Genomic DNA, 24,963 nt, shown 5'->3' on the forward strand with positions numbered 1-24,963 from the left:
GGGAAACAGTCTGCAAAGCCCCGCTTCGGCGGGGTTTTCTTATGCCCGCAGAAAAGTTTTCAGCTCAGCGATTCCAGGCCTGGCGCACCTTTGAGTGGTTTTTCCTCGCGCTGCATCACTTCCTCCAGCAACGTTCGCAGCAAGGCCAATGACGCCTGCTGACGCTGCACATCGCGACACACCAGGCCCACCTTCAGCGGTACCCGTGGTTCGCTGATCGGTTTCCACAGCAAGTCCTGATCGTCGTACTCCTTCTGTGAGCGCCCCGGCAACACCGTCGCCAGCCGTGTGTGCGGCAGGCTGTCGAGAATCCCCACCATATTGTTCAGTTCTGCCTGTACTTGCGGGCGTCGCCCGAGGCTGGCCAGTTGCGCCTGCCAGATCTGGCGGATCTGGAATTCCTCTCCCAGCAACAACATCGGCAATTCTGCGGCCTGACTCATCGAGACTTTCTTGAATTCGCGCAACGGATGATCCGCCGGAATGACCAGTGTCAGTTCATCTTCGTACAGCATCACGCCGTGCAGACCCGGCTGGCGGGGCGGCAGATAGCTGATGCCGATGTCCAGCGAACCATTGAGCAGGCGCCGCTCGATCTCCAGTCCCGTCAGTTCATAAATCTGTACTACCAGATGGGGCTGGGCTTTGCGCACCCGCTCAAGCATTTGCGGCACAAGGCTGGTGTGTACGGTTTGCAGCACACCGATCGCCAGCGTACGCAGCGCCTGGCCCTTGAAATTGCCCAGCGCTTCACGCGCCCGCTGCATGCCGTCGAGCAATGGCAGCGCGTGGTTGTACAGCGTGTGGGCGGCCAAGGTCGGCAGCAGGCGTTTGCTGCTGCGTTCGAACAGGGTGACGTCGAGGTTCTGTTCCAGATGGCGGATCTGCTGGGACAACGCGGGTTGAGAGATCGACAGGCGCTCGGCGGCACGCCCCACATGGCCTTCTTCGTAGACCGCGACGAAATAACGCAGTTGTTTGAAATCCATAAGTGATACTTATCGAAAATGCTGGGAAATCGAAATGGCTCGGCGCCTTGAAGACGCCTAGTCTAACCGCATTCACAAGGCTTACAGGGCCGGAAAGCGCAATGACCAGCGTTTGCTTCGAAAGTGTTTACATAGGCAGTTCAAAAAACCTCGATCGAGGTTTTTTTCAATGAATCTGTTCAGCTTGCGGCGCCAGGCGCCGAGCCTCGATGACCTGGCTTTTGAAACCCATGAATCGGATACCGCTGATGGCCTGAATGCCGAGCGCCTGATGCCCAGCGTCGAGCGCCCGCAGCAGGTTTTCGTTCGCGGCCAGGGCTCCTGGTTGTGGGACAGCAATGACCGCGCCTACCTGGACTTTTCCCAGGCCGGCGGCGCCAACAGCCTGGGCCACAGCCCTTCGGCGCTGGTCAAAGCCATCGCCAGCCAGGCACAGGCCTTGATCAATCCCGGATTCAATCTGCACAACCGCGGCATGCTCAGCCTCGCCGAGCGTTTGTGTGCCAGCACTTCCAGCGATCAGGCGTATCTGCTCAACAGTGGCAGCGAAGCCTGTGAAGCCGCGATCAAACTGGCGCGCAAATGGGGCCAGCTGCATCGCGGCGGCGCCTCGCGGATCATTGTCGCGAGACAAGGCTGTCACGGACGTAGTCTGGCGACGATTTCGGCGTCGGACAGTTGCAACCTGCACAATCGCTTCGCCCCGCTGCTGCCGGGGTTCGACCTGGTGCCGTTCAATGATCTGCCGGCGCTGCATGCCGCAGTCGATGCGCAGACCGTGGCGATCATGCTCGAACCGATCCAGAGCGATGCCGGTGTCATTCCGGCGACCGAGCATTACCTCAAGGGTGTCGAGCGCCTGTGTCGTGAACTGGGCATTCTGCTGATTCTCGACGAAGTGCAGACCGGCATCGGCCGCTGTGGCACCTTGCTCGCCGAACAATCCTACGGCGTGCGCGCCGATATCGTCGTACTCGGCAAGGGACTTGGCGGTGGCGTACCGCTGGCTGCGCTGTTGGCGCGAGGTAAGGCCTGCTGTTTCGACTTCGGCGAGCTGGGCGGTACGCATCACGGCAACGCCCTGATGACCGCCGCCGGCCTGGTAGTACTCGACAGCGTGCAGGACCGCGCCTTCCTCGAACAGATCCGGGAAAACGGCCAGCATCTGCGCGAAGGGCTCGCCCGTCTGGCCCATCGTTATGAACATGGCGAGTTGCGCGGGCAAGGGCTGTTCTGGGGGCTGACCCTGTCGGAAGACTCCGCCGAGGCCGTGGTCAAAGCCGCGCTCCATGAAGGCTTGCTGCTCAACGCCCCACAATCCAACTGCCTGCGCTTCACCCCGGCACTCACGGTCAGCAAGGCCAACATCGACGAAATGCTCCTGCGCCTGGCTCGCGCCTTCTCCCGGGTACGCACGGCGCAACTGCAATGCCGAAAAGGGATTGCCGTCTGAACTGAAGTTTCCCACCCGAATTCAAGAACCGTCTCGCGGTATAACGCACGCCCCACGCCTGATTCTTTTGGCGTGGGGCGTTTTTTTGTAGCCGGGTAATGGCATTCAAATGGCGAGATCGCGGGTTGCACTGAACCCTGACAAACGGCACAGGTCGATTAGCTTGTATGGCTCAGTCGAGCCAGCCCCCAATCAGGAGCTGCCCCATGGACTTCATCCGCATCATCATCGCCATTATCTTGCCGCCACTGGGTGTGTTTCTGCAGGTCGGGTTCGGCGGCGCGTTCTGGTTGAACATTCTGCTGACGCTGTGCGGTTACATCCCGGGGATCGTGCACGCGGTGTACATCATCGCCAAGCGCTGAGCTTCAGTCCGCCAGGCCCATCACTCGCCGATAGAAACGCCACTCCTGCTCCAGCGCATGGGCCTGATTGACGGCCCGGCGGAAGCCGTGGCGTTCGTCGGCGTAGTAATGCGCCTCGACCTCGATGCCGTTGTGCTCCAGGGCGGCGACCATGTCGCGGGTCTGTTGCGGCACGACCACGGCGTCCAGTTCACCCTGGAAGAAAATCACCGGCACGCGAATGTTGCCGGCGTGCAGCAACGGTGTGCGGGCCGCATAGCGTTCGGCGTCTTGCTCGGGATCGCCGATCAGCCAGTCCAGGTAATCGCCTTCGAACTTGTGGGTCGCGCGGCCAAGCGCTACCGGGTCACTGACGCCGTACAGGCTGGCGCCGGCGCGGAACACTTGATGGAATGCCAACGCGCACAGCGTCGTGTAACCACCGGCGCTGCCACCGCGGATAAACGCACGCTCGCCGTCGATCATGCCGCGATCATTTAGGTCAGCGACGACCGCACAGGCATCCTCGGCATCCACCGCGCCCCAACTCAGATGCAACGCCTGCCGATATTCCCGGCCGTAGCCGCTGCTGCCGCGGTAGTTGAGGTCGGCGACGGCGAAGCCGCGTTGCGTCCAGTACTGGATGCGCGGGTCGAGCATCGGGTAGCAGGCCGACGTCGGGCCTCCGTGGATGAACACCACCAGCGGCGGTTTCTCATCGCCACTCGTGGCCGGGTAAAAGAAGCCGTGCGCTTCACTTGAACCGCTGGGATAGCGCAGGGTTTGCGGACGGCTGATGCGCTCGGGGGGCAACGGTGCGACGCCGCCGGCCAGCACTTTCACTTCACGCGACTCCCGATCAATGGCGATCACGGCTGAAGGGCTGATCGGTGAAGCAGCGATGCTGTAAATGAATTGATCATCGACCGCCAGATGACGGAAGCGACTGTAGTCGCAGGTGAAGTCCTCGCCGTTGAGTGCCAGACGACCGAAACCGCCTTCGCTCCAACTTGCCAAATAGCCTTCGCCGATGGGCAGCCAGGTGCAGCCGCCGAGTTGCCATGGGGCTGGCGCGTGGTCGGCCTCGGCACAAGGTAACGGTTGCAGGCCGTCTGCAGACTCGATCCACGGCTGCCAATACCCGCCACGATCAGTCAGACAGCCCAATCGGCCACTGGCATCGAAGCGCGGTTGCTGGATCGACTCTTCAAGCGTGTCACCGGCCACGCAACGTGGGGCAGAAAATCCATTACCTGTGCGCTCGGCGATCATCAAACGGGTGGAGGTCCACGGCTGATGCGGGCGGCTCCACTCGATCCACGCCAGGCGCTGGCCGTCCGGGCTGATGATCGGCGACGCATAAAAGTCTGCGCCTTCAACCAGCTTATGACGGGTGCCAGTTGCCAGATCGATGGCCACCAGCCGATGGCAGTCACCATTCTCTTCAACGGCCAGCACCTGCCCGTTGGCAAAATGCAGATCGCCATACCGACACTCGCTCGACGTCAACGCCTCAGGCTCTCCATCCAGCGTCTGGCGATACAGCTGCTGATCCGCCTCGTTGACGAAAACCACGCCATCCGGCGTCAGACAAAACGCCCCACCGCCATATTCGTACACCCGGCTACGCACGCTGAAACCCGCAGGTGTCAGGCATTTCGCCACGCCATCGCGCCAGTGCCAGATCCGGCACGCGGCGTCTGCCGGCCGGTATTCATTCCAGAACAAACCCTGTGCGCCGAGCTGCAGTTCGGCGAAGTCCACGCCGGCGGCAACCGCGGCAGTGGCGCTGAAGGGCTCAGCCTTTGGCGATGAGGCGCGAGTTTCGTTCATTGCGAAAGGCCAGTTGTTCGATGGTCTGGGTGGCGTGCTCGGCTTCTTCGCGGGCCTTGAGGATCACGTCGTGATGTTCGGACTTGCTGCACACCGGGTCGGCATTGCTGGCATCGCCGGTGAGCATGAACGCCTGGCAACGACAGCCGCCGAAATCCTGTTCTTTCTCGTCGCAGGAGCGGCACGGCTCGGGCATCCAGTCATAGCCGCGAAAGCGGTTGAAGCCGAACGAATCGTACCAGATGTGCTGCATGCTGTGGTCGCGCACATTGGGAAATTGTACCGGCAGCTGTCGGGCACCATGGCAGGGCAGGGCGGTGCCGTCCGGCGTGACCGTCAGAAACAGGCTGCCCCAGCCATTCATGCAGGCTTTCGGGCGCTCTTCGTAGTAGTCCGGGGTGACGAAAATCAGTTTGCAAGGATGCCCTTCGGCTTCCAGTTTGGCGCGGTATTCGTTGGTGATGCGTTCGGCGCGGACCAGTTGCTCTTTGGTCGGCAACAGGCCGACACGATTGAGCTGCGCCCAGCCGTAGAACTGGCAGGTGGCGAGCTCGACGAAGTCCGCTTCGAGCGCGATGCACAGCTCGATGATGCGGTCGATCTTGTCGATGTTGTGCCGATGGGTGACGAAGTTCAGCACCATCGGATAGCCGTGGGCCTTCACGGCGCGGGCCATTTCCAGTTTCTGCGCAAAGGCCTTTTTTGAGCCGGCAAGCAGGTTGTTCACTTGCTCGTCGCTGGCCTGGAAACTGATCTGAATGTGATCGAGCCCGGCCTTCTTGAAGTCGCTGATCTTCTGCTCGGTCAGGCCGATGCCGGAAGTGATCAGGTTGGTGTAGAAACCCAACTGGCGCGCTTCACGGATCAGTTCGGCAAGGTCCTGGCGCACCAGCGGTTCGCCCCCGGAAAATCCCAGTTGCGCCGCACCCATCTCCCGCGCCTCGCGGAACACCTTGATCCACTGCTCGGTGCTCAGCTCCTTGCCCTGCTCGGCGAAATCCAGCGGATTGGAGCAGTACGGACATTGCAGCGGGCAACGATAAGTCAGCTCGGCGAGCAGCCACAGCGGCAGGCCGATTTCCGGTTTGGCCGGGACTTGCACCGATGACTCAGGCAAGTTCGATCCAGTGCTGCGCACGGGCAACCTCCATGAATTGCTCGATGTCGTCACCGAGTTCGGGTACGCCGGGGAACTGTCTGTCGAGTTCGGCGATGATCGCCGCGACATCCCGCTCACCGTCGATCAGGCCGCCGATCAGCGCGGCACTTTCGTTGAGCTTGATCATGCCTTCCGGGTACAGCAGCACATGGCCTTTCTGCGCCGGTTCGTACTGGAAGCGGTAGCCGGGACGCCAGGTCGGGGTCTTGCTGCGGTCGAAACTCATAAGGCGATTCCTTTATGCCAGACCCGTTGATCGGTGACGCTGTGATACGGCGGGCGGTTCAGTTCGTAGGCCATGCTCATGGCATCGAGCATGCTCCAAAGGATGTCCAGTTTGAACTGGAGAATTTCCAGCATGCGCTCCTGACCTTCGCGGGTCTTGTAGTGCTCGAGCGTAATCGCCAGACCATGCTCGACATCGCGCCGGGCCTGACCGAGACGGGTGCGGAAGTATTCGTAGCCGGCCGGGTCGATCCACGGGTAATGCTGCGGCCAGCTGTCGAGGCGCGACTGGTGGATCTGCGGCGCGAACAGCTCGGTCAGCGAGCTGCTGGCGGCTTCCTGCCAACTGGCGCGGCGGGCGAAGTTGACGTAGGCATCGACGGCGAAACGCACACCGGGCAATACCAGTTCCTGGGAACGCAATTGATCCGGATCGAGACCGACGGCCTGGCCGAGGCGCAGCCAGGCTTCGATGCCACCGTCTTCGCCGGGGGCGCCGTCGTGGTCGAGCAGACGCTGGATCCACTCGCGGCGGATCTCGCGATCCGGGCAATTGGCGAGGATCGCCGCGTCTTTCAGGGGGATGTTCACCTGATAGTAGAAGCGGTTGGCAACCCAGCCCTGGATCTGCTCGCGGGTAGCCCGGCCTTCATACATCGCCACGTGATACGGGTGATGGATGTGGTAGTAGGCGCCCTTGGCGCGCAGGGCCGCCTCGAATTCGGCGGGGGACAGCGGGGTGTCGGTCATTGCGGTTCTCCGGGCCATTCGTTACAGGACGATGCTCATGCCGTCATATGCCACTTCAACATTGCGCCGCACCAGTTCCGCGCGCTCCGGTGAGTCTTCGTCGAGAATCGGGTTGGTGTTGTTGATGTGGATAAGTACCTTGCGCTGCTCGGGAAGCTGTTCCAGCGCTTCGAGCATGCCGCCGGGGCCATTCTGGGCCAGGTGGCCCATTTCGCGACCGGTGCGGGTGCCGACGCCACGGCGTTGCATTTCATCGTCGTCCCACAGCGTTCCGTCCACCAGCACGCAGTCGCTGCCGGCCATGATTTCCAGCAATGGTGCATCGACTTTGCCCAGGCCTGGGGCGTAGAACAGTTTGCCGCCGGTGCTGAGGTCTTCGACGATCAGGCCGATGTTGTCGCCCGGATGCGGGTCGAAGCGGTGCGGCGAGTAGGGCGGTGCGGCGCTGCGCAATGGCAGCGGGGTGAAACGCAGGTTCGGGCAGGCAGCGACGGTGAAGCTCTGGTCGAGTTCGATGCGATTCCAGTCCAGCCCGCCGTTCCAGTGCTTGAGCATGGTGAACAGCGGGAAACCGGTGCTCAGGTCTTCGTGGACCATGTCCGTACACCAGACCTGATGCGGGCAGCCTTCGCGCAGGCTGAGCAGGCCGGTGGTGTGGTCGATCTGGCTGTCCATCAGGATGATCGCGCTGATGCCGGTGTCACGCAGGGCACGGCCCGGTTGCATCGGGGCGAAGCTCTGGAGCTGCGCGCGGATGTCCGGGGAGGCGTTGCACAGCACCCAGTTCACGCCGTCATCGGAGATCGCGATGGACGATTGGGTACGGGCCTTGGCATTCAGGCTGCCATCGCGAAAACCGGCGCAATTGACGCAGTTGCAGTTCCACTGCGGAAAACCGCCACCGGCGGCCGAACCCAGAATCTGGACGAACATGAACGCTCCATCATTTCAACGCTGAAAATAAAACGCCCCGGCGAGCCGAGGCGTTGCACTGCAATTCTGACTAGGCAGAACTCAGCGGCTGGCGAAGTACATGGTGACTTCGAAGCCGATACGCAGGTCGGTGTAAGCAGGTTTGGTCCAAGCCATCGGGTGACTCCTTCTTCAGGTGGGTGAGATAGCGCTATCCATAGGTATAGTCCACGGCAGCGCTGAGATGTTCCAAATAGTTAGGTGGCTATGTTACTCAAAATTTCAGAGGGTTTGCCCGTGAATCTTTGAGAAAGCTCCTTGCAGCCCCGGTAATGATCATTTTGCCGCTTGCCATGGTGCGCCTGGCGCAGGGGCGCTGGACAGACCGTGCCAGCCACCTTCGGCGCGAATCAGGCGTTGTGCGGCGGCCAGCAATGCCGGGCGATCCAGCTGAGCGATGGCGCTGCGCAGCTGGGCCAGATAATCCGACGAGTGGCCGGCGAGTCGGGCCTGCCACAGGAGCTCGGCCGCCTCTTTGCCGGTCAGGACGCTGTCATCGAACTGATCGGCAAGCGTCTGGCGTTGCTGGGTGAGGCTGGCGTCATCGAGTTTTTCGATAAGGGCTGGCAAGTCGTTGAGGAACTGCTGAATGTGCTCGAGCAATTGCACGGCGCTGGTCGTTGGCGATTGCGCGCCAAACAGTATTCCGCTTTGGCCATGGATCTGGCGCAACCCGCTGAACACCGCATAACCCAGTTGCAGTTCAACTCGCAGGCGTTGGTAGAACGGCGTCTGGCACAGGTGCGCGAGCAGACGCCACGCGGCTTCGCCAGCGATTTCCTGGCTGGCGGCAGGACAGAACAGTAGCAAAGCGTGTTCGCTGGAGTCGCATTCGATTTGCTGCCACGAGTATTGGGCGTGGGTTGCCGAGGGGGCGGGCAATTGATTGTCCGGCGCGCCGGGGATGCGACTCAGGGCCAGGCCCATGGCGGATTGGGTCTGTGGATTGAGGCCCAACGCCAGACCGTCCCAGCGGGAAGTTGTCCACAGGTGCACGGCGTCAGTGGATTCGCCTACCGCTGGCAGGCATTGTTCGGGCAATGCCTTGAGCAGTTGGCGGATCGGTATCAGTGCAGTTTGCGGCTCGCCTTTCGCGGAATCGACGCCCACTTGTGTCAGAGATTTCAGCGCGTGCTCCAGCACAGCAGGCAGCGTGTCCTGCAGGCCGGTCACTTTCAGCAACCACTGATTACCCATGGTGCTGAGCGACAACTCGACCCCGGCCTGGCGGGCATCGTCAGACACTTCCCGCAGACTGTGTTGCAGTTTCGCCTGCAGCTCGGCCGTGGCCGCTGCTTCCGTTTGCCAGCGCACATACACCGCGCCTACGTCGCTGTTATCCGGCAGTGCCTGACTGAATTGCATCGGCGAGCGTTCACGGCGGCTGCGCGAGCGATCCTGAGCAAACGTGCGCAGACCCCGGTGAGCGCTGGTCTGGCCACGGATCAGCCCGGCGTTGGCCAGCGGTTCGGCAGTGCGCAGGAACGGGTTGGCGCTCGGCAGATGCCAATGGGGGCTGAAGTTATCCACAGTGCCGATTTTGCCGAGAACCGTTTTGAGCGCCGTAACGGCCGATTCGGACAGGCCGCTTTCGAGTTGCTCGCTGTCGAGCCGCGCCAGTTGCAGCGCACTGCTTACTTGCTGCTGACGCTGAAGCAGTTCCGCGTATTCCGCACGCAATGCGGGCCAGTCCTGCTGCGCTGCGAAGAAGCTTAACCAGTCGAGAGATTGTGCGCGGATGGCGTCGAGTGATCCGGATGCCGCAGTGAATTGAAGGTGCAGCAAAGCCTGCCCGGCAAACTGATAGAGCAGACTCGCCTGCAACCCTTGCGCGAGACCCTGCTGCTGCAAATGCGCGAGCAAGCCACCAGGTTTGGCGCTGTTCAACCAATGACAGAGAAACGCCAACGCTTCGGCCGATGACTTCGGCAGGTCTTCCAGTGCAAACAGCAGATTGCCGTGCCGCTCGCCGACCTGTTGATAACTTGCCTGCGGGTTGTCCATCAAGCGAACGGGGGCCGCCTGCGCAGTTTTATCCCCAGCCATCTGTGCGGCGGCAAATTGTTCGGCCAACGCTCGGAGTTCTTCAACACTCTGCGGCCCGACCAGACTCAGGGTCATCTGCCCGGTGCGGTAAAACTGCTGATGGAAATCTTTCAACGCCTGCTGAAACTCCGCTTGTTCTATCGGCAGGCTATCGCGATTCCCGGCATGAAAGCCGCGCAGCGGATGTGCTGCTGACAACCGTTCGAACAGCGCCTCTTTCTGCTGAGCGGCGGTGTCCTGGGACCACGCGACAAACTCCGCCTGCAGCACTTCCCGTTCCCGCACCTGATCGTCCGGATTCATACGCGGCCGGGCGAGCATGTCTGACAGACGCTCAAGCCCGCCACTGAAGGACGCCGGCGGCAATTCAAAGAAGAAATCGGTGGTGCGCTCACGGGTACTGGCGTTCACCTGACCGCCGTGACCTTGTACGTAGGCCATCAACCCTTGCTGTGCAGGAAATCGCTCGGTGCCGAGGAACAGCAAATGCTCAAGAAAATGCGCCAGTCCCGGCCACGCCAACGGTACGTCATGACTGCCGGCAGCCACCCGCAACGCAGCGGCGCTGCGCTTCAGGCCGGGCACGTGACGCAGGGTCACACGCAAGCCGTTGGCCAGGGTTTCGGTAAGGGGGCGGGGGTGAGTCGGCGCAGGCATGGGCACTTCCAGAACGGTGAAGTGCCAATGCTAGCGGATTAGCGCTTGTTGAGCGCGTCGTAAAGTTCAGGGCGGCGGTCGTTGAAGTAGCGGTTGGCGCTGCGGGAGTCGACCATCAACTGGCGATCCAGCTCGCCGACGATCAGTGCTTCATCCAGCCCGGCCTGGGCTATGCGGCTGCCATCCGGCGCAGCAATGCTGCTTTGTCCGCAGTAATGGATGTCGCCTTCGTGGCCGCAGTAGTTGGCGTAAGCCACGTAGCATTGGTTTTCGAAGGCGCGGGAGCGCACGGAAACATCGGCAATGAAATCGAAAGGAATCATGTTCGCCGTCGGCACCAGAATCAGCTCGGCGCCTTCAAGGGCCAGGCGCCGCGCGTTTTCCGGGAACTCCAGGTCGTAGCAGATCAGAAACCCGAGCTTCCATCCGTTGAGTTCGACGATGGGAAATTCGCCATCGCCGGGGCTGAACATCGAACGATCCAGATCGCCGAACAGGTGCGTCTTGCGGTAATTGCACAGGCGCTCGCCGTTCGAGTCGATCAACTGTACGGCGTTGTAGATCTGCCCTTCGGCGGTACGCTCTGGGTAACCGTAGAGAATCGCCAGACCGGCAGCCTTGGCGATTCGTCCGACTTGCTGCGCCCATTCGCCGTTGTAGACCTCGGCCAATGTCGCGACCGCCTCCTTACCGATGTTGTAGCCGGTCAGGAACATCTCCGGTACCACCAGCAAATCGGCACCTTTGGCCTCCATCGCCAGTTGATGCAGGCGCTGGAGGTTGGCGGCCGGTTCCAGTGGCAGCGGTGGGCATTGGTAAAGGGCTACACGCATCGGGAATTCCTCTTACTCGGGCAGGGCGATCGGGCCGATGTCGTTGAACACATCACCCGGGCCGGGGTTCTCTTTATGTGTGGACCCGCCAAAGTGCTTCATGATTCCCCACACCGCGTTGAGCGACGTCTGCACCGCACCTTCGACCCAGGCCGGCGTCCACGAGACGTCGTCGCCGGCGATGAAAATCCCGCGCTGTTCCGCCGGCATGTCGTCCTGCATGAAGTGCGCGTACATCCGCTGGTTGTAGCGATAGTGGCCGGGCAGGGCGCCCTTGAACGCACCGAGGAAATGCGGATCGGCTTCCCAGGATACGGTGATCGGATCGCCGATGATCCGCGCGGCGATGTCGACTTTCGGGTAGATCTTCTTCAACGCATCCAGTGCCAGTTTCACGCGTTTTTCCACCGGATGCGGGAGCATTTTCAGCGCATCGCTCATCCACGAATACGACAGGCAGATGACGCCTGGCTTGTCGTCGCCGTTGTCGAACAGGTAGGTGCCACGGGTCAGGCGATCGGTGAGGGTCATGCTCATCAGGTCGCGGCCGGTTTCCGGGTCCTTGTCCTTCCAGAACGGGCGGTCGACCATCACGAACGTCTTGGACGATTGCATGTAGCGCGTACGGTCCAGCGCCATCCACATCTTTTGCGAGAACAGGGTTTCGTCGCATTCGATCTGGGTGGTCAGCAGCCAGCTCTGGCAGGTGGTCAGTACGGCGGCGTATTCGCGGGTGTCACCGTTGTTGTCCGTGACCGCGAAACGTCCGTCAGGCGCGTGGGCGATTTTCTTCACCCCGGAACGCGGCGCGCCGTGGTGCAACGATTTCAGGCTGGTGCCTTGGGGCCAGTGTACGCAGCGCTCCGGCACATGACGCCAGATGCCTTGTGGCACTTGTTCCACACCGCCGACCACCAGGTGCTGGTGATCGTCGCAGTTGGTCATCACCACGCGGAAGATTTCCAGCATCGAGTTGGGGAAGTCAGAGTCCCAGCCGCCGGTACCGAAACCGACCTGACCGAACACTTCGCGGTGATGGAACGACAACTTGGCGAAGGCTTTCGACGTGGCGACGAAGTCGTAGAAGGTGCGGTCGTCCCACAGCGGCACCAGGGTGTTCCACAGTTCCTTGAGACGTGGCACATCGCGGTCGCGGATGGCTTGCTGGATATCGGCGAACTGCGAGCCGGCCTCCAGGGCATCGGCCCAGGCGTCAGCCACTTCCTGGAACAACGCAGGAAGATCCTTCAGGCTCTGTGCGTAATGGGTTTTGCCTTCCAGGTCGATCACGGTGCTGCCGGAGGCCGGTGTCAGCGGGTTGGGGAAGGGCTTGGTCTCCAGACCGAGTTTGTCGACGTAGTGATAGAACGCGGTGGAGGACACCGGGAAACGCATGCCACCAAGCTCGGCGACGATGCCGTCAGTGCCATTGAACGCTTGTGAGCGCAGACGGCCGCCAAGCTTCGAGGCTTCGTACACCACGGGTTTCAGACCAAGCTTCATCAGCTCGTAAGCCGCCACCAGACCGGCAATACCGGCACCGACGATCGCCACTTCGGCGCCGTGATTGTGCTCGGGAATGCTGCCCAGACCGGCGGGGTGTTCGATCCAGTCGTCGAAGGCGAACGGAAAGTCCGGGCCGAAAATGGTGATCGGTTTCTTACCGTCTGCAGGATGGCGATTGTTCTTGTTCATGGCTGACCTTGCTGGCGACCCGACGCCGGATGCGCGTCTGAGTATAGGAAAAGATGCCAGCCATTCTAGGGAGCGTAGAACACGTTAATAAGACGCAAAGTGTCGTCGATTTGAGTGTCGGTGCTGCAATATGACGACAGTGTTGGTCAAACTGGATGCCCGCGATCGATTTTGCTGCTGAGGATGATCGAGGTCGTGGTCTTGTCCACGCCGTCTACGCTGCCGATCTGATCCAGCAATTGATCCAACTGTTCCGGCGAGTCGGTTCGCAGCCACGCCACGTAATCAAATTCGCCACTCACCGCGCACAATTGCTGCACCTGGGCCATCGCACTCAACCGCCGCAACACTTCTTTGCCGGAGCGCGGCTGCACCTTGATCCCGACGTACGCCTGCAACCCGCCATCCACCACGCGCTGACCCAGGCGCACGCCATAGCCGGTGATGACTTTGGCCTTTTCCAGCCGCGCCAGTCGCGAAGTCACGGTCGTGCGGGCGATCCCCAATTGCCTGGCCAGCATCGCCACGCTTTCGCGGGCATTGATTTGCAGGGCTGCGATCAGCTGGCGGTCGATTTCATCGAGCACGGGTGGACGGATGTCGGGCAAGGGACTTCTCCACGCAGGTACGAAAAAGCCGCACATAAGCGCGGCTTTTTCATGTTTGGTGGGCCCACACGGACTTGAACCGTGGACCAAAGGATTATGAGTCCTCTGCTCTAACCAACTGAGCTATAGGCCCTCAGTAGGCCGCGGATTATAGCGACGGTTTCTCGGCTGTGCTATCCGAAAAATCTGATACGGCTATGCGAAGAAACGTCGCGGCGAATTCCTCGGGTGGCAGCGGCAGGCTGACGATGTAGCCCTGGATCTGCTCGCAGCCTTCGGCGGCGAGGAATTGTTGTTGGGCCTGGGTTTCCACGCCTTCGGCGATCACGGTGAATTGCATGCTGCGGCCCAGGGCGATGATGGCGCGGACAATCGCCGCGTCGTGGGGGTCGTCGGGCAGACCACGGACGAAAGACTGGTCGATCTTGAGGATGTCCAGCGGCAGGCGTTTGAGGTAACTCAGCGAGGAGTAACCGGTGCCGAAGTCGTCGATGGCCAGTTGCACGCCGAGGTGTTTGAGCTGGTGCAACACGGCCAGCGCCTCTTCGGCCTGGCTCATGATGAAGTTTTCGGTAATTTCCAGTTGCAGTAAATCCGGTCTCAGGCGGTTGTCCTTGAGCAGTTGTTCGATGCGTCCCAGCAGGTTTGGCTGACGCAATTGTGCGCCGGCAAGGTTGACCGAGAGCGGGCCCAGGGATTCGTAGATCTGGCTCCACTCGAACATCTGCCGGCAGGCGGTTTCCAGCACCCAGTCGCCGATTTGCAGAATCATCCCGTTCTCTTCCGCCAGCGGTATGAAATGCTCCGGAGGCACCTCGCCGAAGGTCGGGTGGCGCCAGCGGATCAGGGCTTCAGCCCCGACCAGGCTGTGATCGTCGAGGCTGATTTTCGGCTGGTAGTAGAGGTACAGCTCTTCGCGCTCGATGGCCCGGCGCAGTTCATGTTCCAGCGCCACACGTTCGCTGGCCTGGGCGGTGAGGTCGCGGGTGTAGCTTTCGACGCGGTTGCGACCCTTGGCCTTGGAACGGTACATCGCCGCGTCGGCGTTCTTGATCAGAGTGGCGACGTCACAGCCGTCACGGGGATAGAGGCTGGTGCCGATGCTGGCACTGATGAAAAACTCGTGCTCGCCGGCCTGAAACGGTGCGCCGAAGCAATTCAGCAGTTTGGTGGCGATGTTGTCGGCATCACCGGCCTGTTGCAGCCCCGGCAGCAGGATGATGAATTCGTCGCCACCCAGTCGCGCCACGGTATCGATATCGCGTAACTGTTCCTTGAGGCGCACGGCGATGCCCTTGAGCAGCAGGTCGCCAACCGGGTGGCCGAGGCTGTCGTTGATGTGCTTGAAGCGGTCAAGGTCGAGGAACAGCACCGCGCCCAGACCGCCGTTCTCTTGCTGGCCGTTCAGTGCCGTCAGCAGGCGACTTTCGAACAGTGTGCGATTCGGCAGGCCGGTCAGTGGGTCATGGTGAGCCTGATAATCGAGTTTGGCCTGGGCGTGCTTGAGGCTGGAGATATCGGCAAACACCGCGACGAAGTGAGTGATGAACCGGTCGCGGTTGCGTACGGCACTGATGGTCAGCCAGCTCGGGTACAACTCACCATTCTTGCGCCGGTTGGAAATTTCGCCCTGCCAGTGGCCTTCGTCAGTCAATTGATGCCACATCGCTGCATAGAACGCGCTGTCGTGCAGGCCGGAAGCCAGCAGGCGCGGGGTATGGCCCAGCGCCTCGCTTTCGCTGTAACCGGTGATTTCGGTAAAGGCGCGGTTCACGGCACTGATGTGCTGTTGCGTATCGGTGATCAGTACGCCTTCGGCGGTGCTCTCGAACACCGTCGCGGCCTGTTGCAGTTTTTCCTGCATCAGGTGGCGTTCGGTGATGTCGCGAGCGATGGTCAACATGCAGTCGTCATCGCCGATCGGCAACGGACGGCTGGACACTTCGCACAGGCGAATTTGCCCGTCGCTGCGGCGGATGTGGCAGGTGAAGTCGCGAACGAAACCGTCACGGTGCAGCAGGTCGAGCATTTGTTTGCGTTCGTTGAGGTTGACCCAGATCCCCAGATCCAGTGCCGAACGGTCCACCGACATGGCGCTGTTGAAACCGGTGATGCGGCTGAAACCTTCGTTGACCTCCAGCAGCAGGCCATCGCTCTGGCGTGACAGCAACAGGCCGTCCGGCGAGGCGTGGAAGGCCTTGGCGAACTTTTCTTCGGAGGTTTGCAACTGCTGTTGGGTTTCCTTGAGCTGGGTAATATCGCGCACCACCACGACCAGCGCCGGTGTCGTGTCGAGCTCGAACGGTTCGGCGGAAATCAGCCCGGTGAACACCTGGCCGTTGCTACGACGAAAGGGCATCTCCAGGTTGCGAATGCTGCCGGCCTGCAAGCGTTGCAGCAGGCCGGGGCCAACGCCGGGAATGCCCCAGATGTTGAGCTCGGTGGCGGTCTGGCCGATGACATCTTCGGCTTTGAGCCCGATCTGTTCCTCAAAGGCTTCGTTGACCTCCAGCAGACAGCCGTCGGACAGACGCGCAATCACCAGGATGTCCGGGCATTGCTGGAACACTGAGGCGAACTTCTGCTCCGACAGGCGCAGGGCTTCCTCCGTACGCTTGGTTTCACTGATATCGATCATCAGGCCGCGCATCACCGGCTCGTGGCCGTGCTCGATCAGGCTGACGATGTCGCGCACCCACAGGCACCGGCCATCAGCGGTGATCACTCGATAGTCGAGGCTGTGATCGCGCCCGGCGAGGACTTCGTGATCGCAGAAACTCTGTGCGCGGGTCAGGTCGGCGGGGTGGATGATGTTGCGCCAGAAGCCCGGGATCAGCCAGTGCGACAGTGGATAACCCAGCAGGTCTTCGGCGTGGGGCGACACGTAGCTGTAGGTGAAGTCGCTGATTCGTGCTTCCCAGGCAATGGCCGACAGGCTCTCCACCAGTCCGCGATAGTGGTATTCGCTGCTGCGCAGTTCCTGTTCGAGGTCGATGCGCCGGGCGATTTCCGAGCTCAAGCGGCGGTTGATGCGGATCACCACTGCCAGGATGATCACCAGCAATAGCAGGCCGGGTAATCCGTAGACCAGCAGATCAGACCAGAATGTCCGATGATCGAGGACGTTGCCCACCCAGTGTTCCTGGATGCTGCTGATCTGCTCCGGGGACATGTCGGCCAGAACTTTGTCCAGAATGCCCACCAGCATTTTGCTGTCTCGGGGAACCCCCATTGCCAATTGATAGCGATAAGGGGTTTCGCCACTGACATACAACCCGTCGAGCTTGAGCTGGCGCAGGCTCCAGACACTGGAGGCGAGATCGCCGACCACCGCGTCCACCTCATCGGTCGCCAGGGCCTGCAACGCCGAACTGACATTGGGCATGGCCACCAGATTCAGATCGGGATGATGGGTGCGCAACAGCTCATGGGGAGCATAGTTTTCGACGACGGCGATCTTCAGCCCGTACAAATCCTCGATCTTGCGCGGTTGCGGGCCGCCGACGTGGGCGAGGATGACGATCGGAAAGTCCAGGTAGGGGCGGGTGAAGGCCAGGTAATTCTGGCGCTCAGGGGTGGACATGATGCCTGGCAGCAGATCGATCGTACCGTTTTTGGCCTGTTCGAGCACGGCTGTCCAGCTCGAGGGTTCGATGGGCGTAAGTTTGATGGCCAGGCGTTGGCGGATCACGTCGATATAGTCCGCGGCCAGGCCCTGATAGCGGTTCTGGTCATCGCGAAACTCGAAGGGCGGCCACGAAGCATCGACACCCAGGCGTAAATCCGGGTGAGCCGCCAGCCAGCTACGTTCTTCGTCGGTCAGAGTCAGCGCGTCAGCCGTTGCGGTCCAGATCATCAGTGACAGCAAAAAAAGCACGGACGCCAGTCTGGGCATAACGGTCTCGTTATGGCTCGGGGGAATGTTTCGAGTGTAGACGGGCTGTGCGCGGGAGAGGGCGGAGCTAGGTATTTAATCTGCCATATAAACAAAACCCCCGGCCTGGGCCGGGGGTTCTGGTATTACTCGTCGAGGAACGAACGCAGGTGTTCGCTTCGCGTCGGGTGGCGCAGCTTGCGCAGCGCCTTGGCTTCGATCTGACGGATCCGCTCACGGGTCACGTCAAACTGTTTGCCGACTTCTTCGAGCGTATGGTCGGTGTTCATGTCGATACCGAAACGCATGCGCAGTACCTTGGCTTCACGGGCAGTGAGGCCGGACAGCACTTCGCGGGTCGCTTCTTTCAGGCTCTCGACAGTGGCGACATCGATTGGCGACTGCATGGTCGAGTCTTCGATGAAGTCACCCAGATGAGAGTCTTCGTCATCACCGATCGGGGTCTCCATGGAGATCGGCTCTTTGGCGATCTTCAATACCTTGCGGATCTTGTCCTCAGGCATTTCCATGCGTTCACCCAGCTCTTCCGGGGTCGGTTCGCGACCCATTTCCTGCAGCATCTGCCGGGAAATACGGTTGAGCTTGTTGATCGTCTCGATCATGTGCACCGGAATACGGATGGTGCGAGCCTGGTCGGCGATCGAGCGAGTGATCGCCTGACGGATCCACCAGGTGGCATAGGTCGAGAACTTGTAACCACGACGGTATTCGAACTTGTCCACCGCTTTCATCAGACCGATGTTGCCTTCCTGGATCAGGTCGAGGAATTGCAGGCCACGGTTGGTGTACTTCTTGGCGATGGAGATCACCAGACGCAGGTTCGCTTCAACCATCTCTTTCTTCGCGCGGCGGGCTTTCGCCTCACCGATCGACATGCGACGGTTGATGTCCTTGATCTCGGCGATGGTCAGACCGGTCTCGGTTTCCAGTGCGGTCAGCTTCTGCTGGCAACGGATGATGTCCGGTTGCACGCGGCCGATGGCTTCGGCGTACTTGCTCTTGCCTTTGGCCAGAGCGTCGGACCAGCTTTCGTCGACTTCGTTGCCCGGGAACTGCCGCAGGAAATCGGCACGCGGCATACGTGCATCACGTACGCACAGCTGCATGATCGCGCGCTCTTGCTGACGCAGACGATCCAGGGCACTGCGAACGCGCTCGACCAGGGCTTCGAATTGCTTCGGCACCAGTTTGATCGGCATGAACAGATCGGCAAGGGCCAGCAACTCGGCAACCGCTGCCTTGTTGTGACGACCGTGCTTTTTCAGGGCCTTGCGGGTGATTTCCATCTGGTCGGCCACGGCGCCGAAACGCTGGGCAGCAATGACCGGATCCGGACCGCTTTCGGCTTCTTCTTCGTCATCGGAAGCTTCGCCGTCATCGTCCTCGGAATCGTCGTCCGCTTTCGCGGCTTTCGCGTCGATCGGCGGTGGCACTTCGGCAGCCGGCGGCGTAATGCCGTCGTCCGGGTCGATGTAACCGCTCAGGACGTCGGACAGGCGACCGCCTTCGGTGGTGACCCGAGTGTATTCGGAGAGAATATGGTCAACCGTGCCGGGGAAGTGCGCGATTGCGCTCATCACCTCACGGATGCCCTCTTCGATACGCTTGGCGATTTCGATTTCGCCTTCACGAGTCAGAAGCTCGACCGTACCCATTTCACGCATGTACATGCGCACTGGGTCAGTGGTGCGACCGATATCGGTCTCGACCGCTGCCAACGCGGCGGCTGCTTCTTCCGCAGCGGCCTCGTCGGTATCGGCGTCGGCCAACATAAGGGCGTCCGCATCCGGAGCACTCTCGTGTACGGGGATCCCCATGTCGTTAATCATGCGGATGATGTCTTCCACCTGCTCCGGATCTGAAATATCCTCGGGCAGGTGGTCGTTGACCTCGGCGTAAGTCAGATACTTCTGCTCACGACCCAGTTTGATCAACTCAATAATACGAGACTGCTGTTGCGCTTTTCCGGACATAACACCCTATCCACTGAAGGTCTTGGCGGGCAAAAAACAAGCCGAGGATTATACCTGAGCTATGACCTCACGCGCCAGTTGAGGTCGGGTTTGATGCAGGAACATCCCGTTTGAGCAATTCGAGCAGCAAAGATTTTTCTTCGGTGCTCAGATCGCTTTGACGTGATTTCCTGAGAAGTTGTTCCAGCTTTCGCTCGCGCTGGCGGGCTGACAAGCTAGTTATGGTGTCGAAAAACTGTTGTTCAAGGTTTTCTCCGTTGATCAACCACTCCTTTTCTGCCAGGCGGGTCAGCAATCGACCTTGTTCGGTGCCATGCCATCGCGAGATCAACTGAAAAGAGTTTAGCTGAGGATTCTTTTGCACGGCTTCCAGTGAGGCCACCAGCAGCTGAGTGTTGGTATTGTCTTCGTCCGCAAAATGGCTGGCCGTCTCGACCTTCAGCGCCAGTTGCGGGTGATGGATCACTGTTCGCAGGGCAGCCATGATCGGTGGCTCGACGGGAGCCGGCACTCTAGGGGCGCGCGGTTGATCGCGATCACCGCCACGCTTGCCGTTCTTGTCCCAGGGCTTTTTGTCCCATTTCTTGCCGCCGGCACCGGGTTTCTTCGGCGTCCATTCCTGCTGCGGCACATACATATCCTGTGCCTGCGGCTGATGGTAGTCGCTGAAGTCCGGCATCGCGTCGTAGTCGATGCCCGGATCGTAGGCGGGCGGCGCTTCCTGCGGTGCGCTCTGGGCCAGCTGACTGACGGTCTCGCTGCTCAGGCCGGTGATTTCGGTCAGGCGCTGACGCATCAGGATTCGCAGGTTTGCCCCTGGTACTTTATCGATCAACGGCGCGGCAAGCGTCGCCATGTGCGCCTTGCCTTCGAGCGAGCGAGGGTCGGCTTCTTCGGTCAGTTGCTGGAAGAAATAATCTGCCAGTGGCTGCGCGTGCTGATTGATCCGCGCGCGGAAGGCGTCGGTGCCTTCGGCGCGGATCAAGGTGTCCGGGTCCTCGCCCTCGGGGAGGAACAGGAAGCGTGCGCGGCGACCGTCCTGCAGGCTGCTCAGCGTGGCTTCCAGTGCGCGCCATGCGGCGTTGCGGCCGGCCTGGTCGCCGTCGAAGCAGAACAGCACGTTCGGCACGACGCGAAAAAGGCGCTTCAGGTGCTCTTCGCTGGTGGCCGTGCCCAGTGTTGCAACGGCATTGCGCAGCCCCTGCTGGGCCAGGGCGATAACGTCCATGTAGCCCTCGACGACGATGATTTCGTCGAGGTTGCGGTTGTTCTTGCGGGCTTCGTAGAGGCCGTAGAGTTCCTGGCCTTTATGGAATACCGGGGTTTCCGGTGAGTTCAGGTATTTCGGCTTGTCGTCGCCGAGGACCCGACCGCCGAAGGCGATAATGCGCCCCCGGGTGTCGCGGATCGGAAACATCACGCGATCGCGGAAGCGGTCATAGCGCTTGCCGGTTTCGGCGTTCTCGATCAGCAGGCCGGCGTCGATCATTGCTTTCTGCTGCAGGGTGTCGCTGCTCAGGTGCTTGAACAGATTGTCCCAGCCTGGCGGGGCGAAGCCGAGGCCGAAGTCCCGGGCAATTTCACCTGTCAGTCCGCGGCCCTTTAGGTAATCCACGGCAGCCTTGCGTGACGGGTGGCTCTTGAGCGCCTGGCGGTAAAAGTCCGCAGCGGCAGTCAGCAGTGGATAAAGCGGCGAATCGGTCGGCTGTCGCGGTTTGTGCGAGCGGCCACCTTCTTCGCGGGGCACTTCCATGCCGGCGGCTTTGGCCAGGTCCTCGACTGCCTGGGGAAAGTCCAGGTTGTCGTGATCCATGAGAAAACCGAGCGCGTTACCGCCGGCGCCGCAACCGAAGCAGTAATAGAACTGCTTGTCGGGGCTTACGCTGAACGACGGGGTTTTCTCTTTATGGAACGGGCAGCAGGCGGTGTAGTTCTTGCCGGCCTTCTTCAGTTGCACGCGCGAGCTGACCACGTCGACGATGTCGGTGCGGTTCAGCAGGTCGTCAATGAAGCTCTGGGGAATCAGCCCGGCCATGGCGTTCTCGTCGTCTGCGCTGTAATGAGTCCGATGCGATGGGCGGCCGGACGCGGGTCATGCTTGAAAGCGCACGAAGAGTGCGGCTCGACCGGTGTCGTCTGCGTAATCGCTGTCGGGAAGTGTATCTGCCGAAAATCCACTGACGTTAGTACCTATCAGTCTTCGACTTTATGAAAGTGTTGCGCTGAATCCGCTGACGGCCGGTTGAGGCCTCGGATAGCTCATGAAGCGGGCACGCAAGCAGGTGCCTTGGGCTGATCGTCGTAAGAGGAATCAGTGGGTGTGCTCGTCAGTAGCCTTGAAAGGCTCGTCAGAAAAGACGTGCACCGCTGGCAAAAGAGCCAGGCCTGACGCGGTGAAGCGGATTTGTCTCGGTCGCGTGTGCGGCTTCGACGGTGAAGCATCAAGCGTTTTACGCAAATGCCATTAGCCCGGCTGAGGGCCGGGCTTGGCAGAAGCTTGCTACGATCGTCTGTGTATTAGTACAGACGAACGGCGCGGCGCTGTTCGCGCTGAACTTTCTTGGCGTGACGCTTAACAGCGGCTGCTGCCTTGCGCTTACGCTCGGAAGTTGGCTTCTCGTAAAATTCGCGGCTACGAACTTCAGCCAGTACACCGGCTTTTTCGCAGGAGCGCTTGAAACGACGCAGAGCTACGTCGAAGGGTTCGTTCTCTTTAACTTTGACGGCTGGCATCCAGAGCTACCTTCATTCATTACCGGGGTCAACATCCTCGCGGCAAAAGAGCACTTGAAGACGTCGGTTTTTAAGGGTTGCGGATGTTAACCCCTCAACGCTCGGAATGCAAAGCCTCTGATCGAAAACCGCTGGTCGGGGCATCCAGTGGCGACTATTATGCGCGCCTTCGAATTCAGCCTAAACAAGGCGCAAACCCATGCTAGTACTGGGATTAGAAACTTCCTGCGACGAAACCGGCGTCGCTTTATACGACAGTGAGCGGGGCCTGCTGGCCGACGCACTGTTCAGCCAGATCGACCTGCACCGCGTCTACGGCGGTGTGGTGCCGGAGCTTGCCTCCCGCGATCACGTCAAGCGCATGCTGCCCTTGATCCGTCAGGTGCTGGCCGAGGCTGACTGCGTGCCGACCGAGATCGACGCCATCGCCTACACCGCAGGTCCTGGCCTGGTCGGCGCTTTGCTGGTGGGTGCTTCCTGCGCCCAGGCGCTGGCGTTTGCCTGGGGCATTCCGGCCCTCGGTGTGCACCACATGGAAGGCCACCTGCTGGCGCCGATGCTGGAGCCAAAACCGCCGGAGTTTCCGTTCGTCGCTTTGTTGGTCTCCGGTGGTCATACGCAGCTGGTTCAGGTCGATGGTATCGGCCAATACAGCCTGCTGGGCGAAACGCTCGATGACGCCGCAGGCGAAGCCTTCGACAAGACTGCGAAGATGATGGGCCTCAATTATCCGGGCGGACCGGAAATCGCCAAATTGGCGGAGAAGGGCGTTGCAGGACGTTTCACCTTTCCGCGTCCGATGTGCGATCGCCCGGGCCTGGATTTCAGCTTCAGCGGCTTGAAGACTTTTGCTCTCAACACCTGGCAGCAGTGCGTCAGCGCCGGGGACGACAGCGAGCAAGCCCGTTGCGACATCGCGCTGGCGTTCCAGCAGGCCGTGGTGGAGACTTTGACCATCAAGTGCAAGCGTGCGTTGAAGCAGGCCGGCATGAAGCGTCTGGTGATCGCCGGTGGCGTCAGCGCCAACAAGGCATTGCGGGTTTCTCTGGAGAAAATGCTCGGCGACATGAAGGGTGATGTGTTCTATGCCCGTCCCGAGTTCTGCACCGACAATGGCGCGATGATTGCGTTTGCCGGTTGCCAGCGTCTGCAGGCCGGTCAGCAGGAAAGCCTGGCGATCAGCGTGCAGGCGCGCTGGCCGATGGAGCAGTTGTCGGCGCTGTGATGAACGGTGCTCACGTACGGTATTTAAAAATGCCGTTCGCGCCCGGCAAACAGGTCGCGTAGATTGCCTCGGTGGCGCCATACGATCAGCAGAGTGAGCGTGCTCATCGGCAACAGCGCTTCCGGTTCCTGCCAGGCCAGCAATGGCAGGGTCAGGGGCGTGGCGATCAATGCTGCCAGCGAGCTGGTGCGGGTCAGGTAGAACGTCAGCAGCCAGGCGCACACCGCCAGCAGTGCGGCGGGCGGATACAGGCCCAGCAGCATGCCGGCCGCCGTGGCGACACCCTTGCCGCCGCGGAAGCGGAAGTACAGCGGGAACAGGTGACCGATCACGGCGCAGACGCCGATCCATGCCTGATCCTGCAGCGAAAGGCCTGCCGCCGAGGCGATCAGCACCGGCAGCAGGCCTTTGCACAGATCACCCAGCAGGGTCAGAATCGCGAGTTTGCGACCGGCCAGGCGCAGCATGTTGGTGGCACCGGCATTACCCGAGCCACTCATTCGCGGATCCGGATTTCCGGTCAGGCGGCTGAGCAAAATGGCGAAGGACAGCGAGCCGAGCAGGTAGGCGAGAATCGCCAGTAACCAAAACATGCTAACTATTCCGGGCGAGGACGCCCTGATTCTAACGGCGCATTGCGCCCTTGTCGTGCAGCGGAGAGAAGTGCTTGGACAGAGTGTTTATCGAGGGCCTGGAAGTCGACACCGTGATCGGTGCCTACGACTGGGAGCGCGGCATCCGACAGTGCTTGCGTCTTGATCTGAGCTTCGCCTGGGACAATCGCCCGGCCGCCGCCGGTGACGACCTGACCCTGGCACTCGATTACGCCAGTGTTTCCACGCGGATCCAGGCCTTTGCCGAGCAGGCACAGTTCCAGCTGGTCGAGACCTTTGCCGAGCGTCTGGTCGAAGTGCTGATGGCCGAATTCAAGATCACCTGGGTGCGCCTGAAGCTGACCAAGCCCGGCGCGGTTCCGGCCGCCAAGGGTGGCGTGGGTGTGGAGATCGAGCGCGGATGTCGCTGACTCAGGTCTACCTCGGGCTCGGTAGCAATATCGAGCGCGAAACTCATTTGCGAGCCGGTCTGGATGCCTTGGCCGGTTTTCTGGTGGATATCCGCTGTTCGGCGGTGTTCGAAAGCCAGCCGGTGGGGATCAAGAGCGGCCCGTTCTTCAATTTCGTGGTGTCGGCCTACACCGATCTGCCGCTGATGGAGCTGGATCGACGGCTGAAATTCATCGAGGCGGATAACGGCCGTTATGCCCCGGATCGCAAGGGATTGCCGCTGGACATCGACGTCCTGTTGTATGGCGAGCTGGCAGGCAATTTCGACGGGCTGATCCTGCCCCGGGCCGAGATTCTGAAAAATGCCTTCGTGTTGTGGCCGTTGTCGCTGATCGCGCCGGATCGGGTGCATCCAGGTGTGGGAAAAAGCTTTGCCACGCTGTGGTCCGAGACGCAGATCGATCAGGTGCTGGCACCGGTCGGGTTTGAATGGCGCGGTATTCAGCTCACGCCTCCAGATCTGTTGAACTGACTGACGCCATCGCGACCGGTTCGCGATGGCGTCAGGT

21 protein-coding genes and 1 tRNA gene are annotated in these 24,963 nt (G+C 60.9%); 5 read left to right on the forward strand and 17 right to left on the reverse strand.

Going from position 1 to position 24,963, the window contains the following annotated elements:
* Window positions 1-59 precede the first annotated feature (59 nt).
* Window positions 60-989, reverse strand: coding sequence for a LysR family transcriptional regulator (locus ACKLNA_RS10690; protein ID WP_248742209.1), 930 nt, complete (start codon window positions 987-989; stop codon window positions 60-62).
* A 169-nt stretch (window positions 990-1,158) separates the two neighbouring features.
* Between ACKLNA_RS10690 and ACKLNA_RS10695 the strand changes: the two genes are divergently transcribed.
* Complete coding sequence (locus tag ACKLNA_RS10695; protein ID WP_408985832.1) at window positions 1,159-2,442, forward strand: aspartate aminotransferase family protein; 1,284 nt, start codon at window positions 1,159-1,161, stop codon at window positions 2,440-2,442.
* Between the two features lie 206 nt (window positions 2,443-2,648).
* A complete protein-coding gene (locus ACKLNA_RS10700) occupies window positions 2,649-2,807 on the forward strand; it encodes a YqaE/Pmp3 family membrane protein (RefSeq protein ID WP_065259115.1) in 159 nt (52 codons plus the stop codon).
* A 3-nt stretch (window positions 2,808-2,810) separates the two neighbouring features.
* Here ACKLNA_RS10700 and ACKLNA_RS10705 read toward each other — a convergent pair whose 3' ends face one another.
* The 15 genes from ACKLNA_RS10705 to rpsU form a co-directional block, all read right to left on the reverse strand.
* The gene (locus tag ACKLNA_RS10705; protein WP_408985833.1) at window positions 2,811-4,619 is read right to left on the reverse strand and encodes a prolyl oligopeptidase family serine peptidase; all 1,809 of its coding nucleotides are present in this window, start codon (window positions 4,617-4,619) and stop codon (window positions 2,811-2,813) included.
* Window positions 4,585-5,721: a pyrroloquinoline quinone biosynthesis protein PqqE gene (gene pqqE, locus ACKLNA_RS10710; RefSeq protein ID WP_408985875.1), complete on the reverse strand. Its 1,137-nt coding sequence runs from the start codon at window positions 5,719-5,721 to the stop codon at window positions 4,585-4,587. Before pqqE ends, ACKLNA_RS10705 begins: the two co-directional genes overlap by 35 nt.
* Window positions 5,722-5,728: 7 nt before the next feature.
* Window positions 5,729-6,004, reverse strand: coding sequence for a pyrroloquinoline quinone biosynthesis peptide chaperone PqqD (gene pqqD, locus ACKLNA_RS10715; protein ID WP_007959876.1), 276 nt, complete (start codon window positions 6,002-6,004; stop codon window positions 5,729-5,731).
* Window positions 6,001-6,753 (reverse strand): pyrroloquinoline-quinone synthase PqqC, encoded by a 753-nt coding sequence (pqqC, locus tag ACKLNA_RS10720; RefSeq protein ID WP_011336228.1) that lies wholly within the window; start codon window positions 6,751-6,753, stop codon window positions 6,001-6,003. Before pqqC ends, pqqD begins: the two co-directional genes overlap by 4 nt.
* A gap of 21 nt (window positions 6,754-6,774) precedes the next feature.
* Window positions 6,775-7,686, reverse strand: coding sequence for a pyrroloquinoline quinone biosynthesis protein PqqB (pqqB, locus tag ACKLNA_RS10725; protein ID WP_408985834.1), 912 nt, complete (start codon window positions 7,684-7,686; stop codon window positions 6,775-6,777).
* A gap of 81 nt (window positions 7,687-7,767) precedes the next feature.
* Window positions 7,768-7,842, reverse strand: a complete 75-nt coding sequence (pqqA, locus tag ACKLNA_RS10730) for a pyrroloquinoline quinone precursor peptide PqqA (protein WP_003444522.1) — start codon at window positions 7,840-7,842, stop codon at window positions 7,768-7,770.
* A 159-nt stretch (window positions 7,843-8,001) separates the two neighbouring features.
* A complete protein-coding gene (gene pqqF / locus ACKLNA_RS10735; protein ID WP_408985835.1) occupies window positions 8,002-10,428 on the reverse strand; it encodes a pyrroloquinoline quinone biosynthesis protein PqqF in 2,427 nt (808 codons plus the stop codon).
* Window positions 10,429-10,466: 38 nt separating this feature from the next.
* A complete protein-coding gene (locus ACKLNA_RS10740) occupies window positions 10,467-11,261 on the reverse strand; it encodes a carbon-nitrogen hydrolase family protein (RefSeq protein WP_007959880.1) in 795 nt (264 codons plus the stop codon).
* A 12-nt stretch (window positions 11,262-11,273) separates the two neighbouring features.
* The gene (locus ACKLNA_RS10745; protein WP_408985836.1) at window positions 11,274-12,956 is read right to left on the reverse strand and encodes a flavin monoamine oxidase family protein; all 1,683 of its coding nucleotides are present in this window, start codon (window positions 12,954-12,956) and stop codon (window positions 11,274-11,276) included.
* Window positions 12,957-13,102: 146 nt separating this feature from the next.
* Window positions 13,103-13,564, reverse strand: coding sequence for an Lrp/AsnC family transcriptional regulator (locus ACKLNA_RS10750; protein ID WP_065259123.1), 462 nt, complete (start codon window positions 13,562-13,564; stop codon window positions 13,103-13,105).
* Window positions 13,565-13,620: 56 nt separating this feature from the next.
* A tRNA-Ile gene (locus tag ACKLNA_RS10755) sits at window positions 13,621-13,697 on the reverse strand.
* Between the two features lie 15 nt (window positions 13,698-13,712).
* The gene (locus tag ACKLNA_RS10760; protein WP_408985837.1) at window positions 13,713-17,459 is read right to left on the reverse strand and encodes a bifunctional diguanylate cyclase/phosphodiesterase; all 3,747 of its coding nucleotides are present in this window, start codon (window positions 17,457-17,459) and stop codon (window positions 13,713-13,715) included.
* A 125-nt stretch (window positions 17,460-17,584) separates the two neighbouring features.
* Window positions 17,585-19,432: an RNA polymerase sigma factor RpoD gene (gene rpoD / locus ACKLNA_RS10765; protein WP_408985838.1), complete on the reverse strand. Its 1,848-nt coding sequence runs from the start codon at window positions 19,430-19,432 to the stop codon at window positions 17,585-17,587.
* Between the two features lie 67 nt (window positions 19,433-19,499).
* Window positions 19,500-21,467 carry a DNA primase gene (gene dnaG / locus ACKLNA_RS10770; RefSeq protein ID WP_408985839.1) on the reverse strand — a complete coding sequence of 656 codons (1,968 nt, stop codon included), beginning with the start codon at window positions 21,465-21,467 and terminating at the stop codon, window positions 19,500-19,502.
* 482 nt (window positions 21,468-21,949) lie between these two features.
* Window positions 21,950-22,165: a 30S ribosomal protein S21 gene (rpsU, locus tag ACKLNA_RS10775; RefSeq protein WP_002551877.1), complete on the reverse strand. Its 216-nt coding sequence runs from the start codon at window positions 22,163-22,165 to the stop codon at window positions 21,950-21,952.
* Window positions 22,166-22,364: 199 nt separating this feature from the next.
* Here rpsU and tsaD point away from each other — a divergent pair, with 199 nt between their 5' ends.
* Window positions 22,365-23,390 (forward strand): tRNA (adenosine(37)-N6)-threonylcarbamoyltransferase complex transferase subunit TsaD, encoded by a 1,026-nt coding sequence (tsaD, locus tag ACKLNA_RS10780; protein WP_039768071.1) that lies wholly within the window; start codon window positions 22,365-22,367, stop codon window positions 23,388-23,390.
* 23 nt (window positions 23,391-23,413) lie between these two features.
* Here tsaD and plsY read toward each other — a convergent pair whose 3' ends face one another.
* Entirely contained in the window at window positions 23,414-23,983 is a 570-nt protein-coding gene (gene plsY / locus ACKLNA_RS10785) for a glycerol-3-phosphate 1-O-acyltransferase PlsY (protein WP_085709211.1), read from the reverse strand.
* Between the two features lie 74 nt (window positions 23,984-24,057).
* On the opposite strand from plsY, the gene folB reads away from it, so the two are divergent.
* Together folB and folK are read left to right on the forward strand one after the other, a co-directional pair.
* Complete coding sequence (gene folB / locus ACKLNA_RS10790; protein WP_016772885.1) at window positions 24,058-24,414, forward strand: dihydroneopterin aldolase; 357 nt, start codon at window positions 24,058-24,060, stop codon at window positions 24,412-24,414.
* Complete coding sequence (gene folK, locus ACKLNA_RS10795) at window positions 24,405-24,926, forward strand: 2-amino-4-hydroxy-6-hydroxymethyldihydropteridine diphosphokinase (protein WP_408985840.1); 522 nt, start codon at window positions 24,405-24,407, stop codon at window positions 24,924-24,926. Before folB ends, folK begins: the two co-directional genes overlap by 10 nt.
* Window positions 24,927-24,963 lie beyond the last annotated feature (37 nt).

The organism is Pseudomonas sp. UV AK001 (assembly GCF_046097675.1).
In the GTDB taxonomy this organism is placed as follows: Bacteria; Pseudomonadota; Gammaproteobacteria; order Pseudomonadales; family Pseudomonadaceae; genus Aquipseudomonas; species Aquipseudomonas kribbensis.